Origin of the sequence: Kitasatospora sp. NPDC093558 (assembly GCF_040683475.1) — a bacterium.
In the GTDB taxonomy this organism is placed as follows: Bacteria; Actinomycetota; Actinomycetes; order Streptomycetales; family Streptomycetaceae; genus Kitasatospora.
Map to the genome: position 1 here is coordinate 1 of NZ_JBFBDY010000528.1, position 4434 is coordinate 4434.

The 4434-nt window shown below is 73.7% G+C and carries 4 protein-coding genes and 1 pseudogene; 1 reads left to right on the plus strand and 4 read right to left on the minus strand.

Annotation, left to right across the window (positions count from 1 at the left end):
• Window positions 1–59 precede the first annotated feature (59 nt).
• The gene (locus AB0O00_RS30690) at window positions 60–1022 is read left to right on the plus strand and encodes a zinc-binding dehydrogenase (RefSeq protein ID WP_363657302.1); all 963 of its coding nucleotides are present in this window, start codon (window positions 60–62) and stop codon (window positions 1020–1022) included.
• An 82-nt stretch (window positions 1023–1104) separates the two neighbouring features.
• Here AB0O00_RS30690 and AB0O00_RS30695 read toward each other — a convergent pair whose 3' ends face one another.
• From AB0O00_RS30695 to AB0O00_RS30710, 4 genes and pseudogenes are all read right to left on the minus strand, one after another.
• Complete coding sequence (locus tag AB0O00_RS30695) at window positions 1105–2154, minus strand: PadR family transcriptional regulator (RefSeq protein ID WP_363657304.1); 1050 nt, start codon at window positions 2152–2154, stop codon at window positions 1105–1107.
• 1 nt (window position 2155) lies between these two features.
• Window positions 2156–3079: a DUF4097 family beta strand repeat-containing protein gene (locus AB0O00_RS30700; RefSeq protein WP_363657306.1), complete on the minus strand. Its 924-nt coding sequence runs from the start codon at window positions 3077–3079 to the stop codon at window positions 2156–2158.
• A 200-nt stretch (window positions 3080–3279) separates the two neighbouring features.
• Window positions 3280–3459: a DUF6104 family protein gene (locus AB0O00_RS30705; RefSeq protein ID WP_030057990.1), complete on the minus strand. Its 180-nt coding sequence runs from the start codon at window positions 3457–3459 to the stop codon at window positions 3280–3282.
• Window positions 3460–3491: 32 nt separating this feature from the next.
• Window positions 3492–4434 (minus strand): annotated as a pseudogene (locus AB0O00_RS30710) (hypothetical protein); the annotation flags it as partial.

Sequence of the window (4434 nt, forward strand, 5' to 3'; positions counted from 1 at the left end):
GACACGCGTCACACCCACGCGTGGTTCCCGGCCCCGGCCGTCGGCGCTATCGTCCCACCATGTTTGCTGCCTACGCCGCCCGCATCGACGCCGACGACCCGCTCTCCGGACTGGAGTTGGGCGAACTCCCCGAGCCGCAGGCCCGCCCCGGGTGGAGCGTGGTCACCGTGAAGGCGGCCAGCCTCAACCACCACGACCTGTGGTCGCTGCGCGGCGTCGGCCTGCCCGCCGAGAAGCTGCCGATGATCCTCGGCTGCGACGCGGCCGGCGTCGACGAGCACGGCAACGAGGTCGTCCTCCACTCGGTGATCGGCCAGTCCGGCCACGGGGTGGGGCCGGACGAGCCCCGGTCCATCCTCACCGAGCGCTACCAGGGCACCTTCGCCCAGCGGGTGGCCGTCCCGACCTGGAACCTGCTGCCCAAGCCGGCCGAGCTCAGCTTCGAGGAGGCCGCCTGCCTGCCCACGGCGTGGCTGACGGCCTACCGGATGCTGTTCACCAACGCCGGGGTGAAGCCCGGGGACACCGTCCTTGTGCAGGGCGCGGGCGGCGGCGTGGCGACCGCGCTGATCGTCCTCGGCAAGGCGGCCGGGCTGCGGGTCTGGGTCACCGGACGGGACGAGGCCAAGCGCGCGCGGGCCGTCGGGCTCGGCGCCGACGCTGCGTTCGAGAGCGGCGCCCGGCTCCCGGAGCGGGTGGACGCGGTGATGGAGACGGTCGGCGCCGCCACCTGGTCCCACTCGGTGAAGTCGCTGCGCCCGGGCGGCACCATCGTCATCTCGGGTGCCACCTCGGGGCCCAGCCCGAAGGCCGCCGAGCTGAACCGGATCTTCTTCCTGGAGCTCAAGGTGGTCGGCTCGACCATGGGCACCAAGGACGAGCTGGCCGGGCTGCTCTCGCTCTGCGCGACGGCCGGCGTCCGGCCGGTGATCGACTCGGTGCTGCCGCTGGCCGAGGCCCGAGAGGGCTTCGCCCGGCTGGCCAAGGGCGACGTCTTCGGCAAGATCGTCCTGAACCCGTAGGACCCGGCGCGGACATGTGGACGGACCCGGCGCTCTCCCCCGAGAAGCGCCGGGCCCGTCCACGTTCGTCCCTTCGCAGGCCCTAGCCGAGCAGCCGCTTGAGGCGCTCACCGGCCGCGCCGAGCACCGAGCGGGCCTCGGCGAGCCGCTCGGGCGTCACCCCGCCGTCCCGGGCCGCGTCGCGGACCTGGTCGCGGAACCGGTCGAGCAGCCGCTCCAGCTCGCGGGCCGGGTCGCCGTCCGGGTCGGTCGCCGCCCACGGCGGCAGGTCGGCCGGGGCCTCGGCCTGCTCGTCCTTGTCCAGGTCGATCCTGGTCACCGTGACCCGGTCGGCCGGGCCGGGCGCCGGGGCGGGCGGCGCGTCCGGTCCGTGCTGGCCCCAGCGGGCCGCGTCGGCCAGCCCGGCCAGACCCTTGGTCAGCTCCGAGAGGCCCTCGGCCAGCCCGGTCGGCCAGTCGCCCTTGGCCGCGTGCTCGCGCACCTGCTGCTCGACCCGGCGCTTGATCCGCAGCGCCTCCTGCTGGGCCGCCGTCCGGGCCGCCCTGGACTGCTCGCGCAGCCGGCGGGCCTCCTCCTCGGCGGCCTTCGCCTTGGCCTTGGCGGCCTTCTCCTGCTCCTTGGCCCGCTTGGCCTGCTCCTTGGCATGCCGCTTGAACTGGGCGAACTCGTCCTTGGCGCGCTGCCAGGACTCCTTGTCCCCCCAGGGGCCGGCCCATGGGTCCCCGTCTTCGGTGCGGTCCGGCCTGGGGGCGGCCTTCGCGGCGTTCCACAGCTCCTCGCGCAGGTCCTTCGCGCTGTCCCTGACGTCCTCGCGGATCGCCCCGGCGAGCTGCGTCACGGAGTCGTGGATCTCCACCTCGAGCTCGTCCAACTCGGCCTGGCGGCCGGCCAGTTCGGCGCGGCCGGCGTCGGTCAGCCGGTACACCTTGCGGCCGCCCTCGGAGCTGTGGGCGACCAGGCCCTCCTGCTCCAGCTTGGCGAGCCGCGGGTAGACCGTCCCGGCGGAGGGCGCGTAGAGGCCCTGGAAGCGCTCCTCCAGGAGGCGGATCACCTCGTAGCCGTGCCGCGGGGACTCGTCCAGCAGCTTCAGCAGGTAGAGCCGCAGCCGGCCGTGGCCGAAGACGGGGCTCATCTCACGCCTCCTTGGTGAGGTCGGGTCCGGCGGGCTTGTCGAGGCTCGGGCCGGCCGGCAGCTCGCGGACCACGACCGGCCCCTCGTCCTCCGCGTCGGGGCGGCGCAGCACCGTGACGGCGCCGGAGACGGTGGTGACCGCGAGGCTGCCCTGGCCGTCGCCGAGCTGGCCGGACAGGCGCTTGGCGCCCCAGCTGCCGCCCAGCTTGAGCTGGTCGAAGGTGCTGGAGACGTCGCCGCTGGTGGAGCCGGCGTCGACCCGGGCGTCGGCCAGCGAGGGGAGCCGCACGGCGACCGCGCCGCTGACCGTGGTGACCTTGATGTCGGCCGGGGTGGACACGTCGAGGTCCAGCGTGACCGCGCCGGTGACCGAGTTGGCCTGGACCCGGTCGGCGGTGCCGGCGACCACGGTGAGCTGCCCGGAGACGGTGTTCACCTTGAGCCGGCCGGCCACCGACTGGGCGTCGACGTCGCCGGAGACGGTGTTGGCGTCGGTGCGGCCCTTGAGCCCGACGAGCGTCGCGTCGCCGTTGGCGCTCTGCACCGAGACGTGGCCGGTGAAGCCGGAGACGGTCGCGCCGGCCGAGACGGTGCCGACCTTGACCTCGGTGTCGGCCGGGACGGTCAGGGTGACACCGGCGACGCGCTTGCTCTTCAGCGAGCCGAAGAAGCTCTTGATCGAGGAGGCGGACTTGATCCAGTCGCCGACCTCGCCCCAGCTGCTGATGTCCTTGTAGGTGACCGTGAGGACGCCGTCGACCAGCGTCACGTGCAGCGGCTCGCCGCGCAGCTCGGTGACCTCCAGGCGGGCGGGGCCGTCGGCCGCCACCACGTTCACGGTGCCGTCGATGACCCGCACGTTGACCGCGCGCACGGCCTCGTCGATGGTGATGCTGTCGGGTCCGTCGACCGTCCACTGGCTCATCTCTGCCGCCTCCCGTTGCGACTCGCGATGTATCGCGTTCTCTGCTGAAGACGATATATCGCGTGGCGGGAAAAGCAAGCGGTTCGGCCCCTGATCCCGGCCCGGACGCGGCCCTGAGGCCCACCCCTACGGGACGGCGCGGGAGAACGCGAGAGGCCCGGAGGGCAAGCCTCCGGGCCTCTCGTCTGCGGTTCACCGCGTCACTCGTCGTCCTCGTCGTCGAGCCGCGCCAGCCAGGTGGCCAGCCGCTCGACCGGGATCTCGAAGTCGGGGTTGAGGTCGACGAACTCGCGCAGGCGCTCGGCCAGCCACTCGAAGGTGACCTCCTCGTCGCCGCGCCGGTTCTCCAGCTCCTCGATGCCTCGGTCGGTGAAGTACACGGTTCGCTCCGGTCGGATGGGGGTTGACCTGGTCAGGATAGTCCGGGCTGGCCGTTGGCCCGCCAGGTGCTGACGGTCGCCTTGGCGGCCCCGGTGCTCGCGTCGGCGACCTCCACGACGGCGACCGCGATGTTCTGGGTCACCCGGTCGCGGATGCACAGCAGCCGGCCCGCGGTGACGCGGTTGAAGCTGAGGTCGGTGTCCGGGCGGGAGTCGATCGCGCTCGCGCACTGCTCCGGGGTGACGCTGGACTCGCTGATCACCGCGAAGTCGGAGGCGTCGTTGCCGTACGGGGCGAAGGAGTCCGCCTTGCCGCCGCAGCACTGCGCCTTGCCGACGCCGAAGCCCCACTTGAGGTCGTTGCCGCGGGGCACGACCTTGCCGGCGGTCAGGTCGATCTTGTAGGCGTCGCTGGCGTAGTCGGCGCCCGGGATCGAGAGCGAGACCTTGTCGAGCGCCGGCGTGTAGCCGGTGGGCCGGGCGGGCGCCGAGACGGTGCTGCCGGGCGTGCTGGGCTTCCCGGTCGGGACCGTCACCGGGGAGTTGCTGGCGGTCGGACTGCTGCCGGTGGCCGGGGCCGTGACGGCGCTCTGCGTGGGCAGCGGCGCGGCCGACTGGCTGCCCGAGACGGCGGCCGCGCTGCTGCTGCTCGACTTGCTGTCGCCCAGCTTCTTCATCAGGAAGACGCCGCCCGCGGTGCCGCCGATCGCCATCACCAGGGCGACGACGAGCAGGGCCTTCCAGGACACCCCGCCCTTCTTCGCCTTGGGCTCGGGCTTGGCGGGCTCGGGGACGTCGGTGACCACCGGGCCGGGCGGCGGGGTGTCGAAGTTCGGCGGCTCGGTGCGCAGCTGCACGGTGGGCGGCGAGGCGATCACCGGGGCGGTCGGCGCCTCGGTGGGCGGCTGGGGGGCGCCGTACGCGCCGACCGGCGGCGGCACGAAGCCGGGCGGCGGGCCCACGGGCGGCTGGGGC

Bases quoted from the DNA above. Each gene is read 5' to 3' on its own strand.
- AB0O00_RS30690 (WP_363657302.1), top strand. From the start codon at position 60: ATGTTTGCTGCCTACGCCGCCCGCATCGACGCCGACGACCCGCTCTCC.
- AB0O00_RS30695 (WP_363657304.1), bottom strand. From the start codon at position 2,154: ATGAGCCCCGTCTTCGGCCACGGCCGGCTGCGGCTCTACCTGCTGAAG.
- AB0O00_RS30700 (WP_363657306.1), bottom strand. From the start codon at position 3,079: ATGAGCCAGTGGACGGTCGACGGACCCGACAGCATCACCATCGACGAG.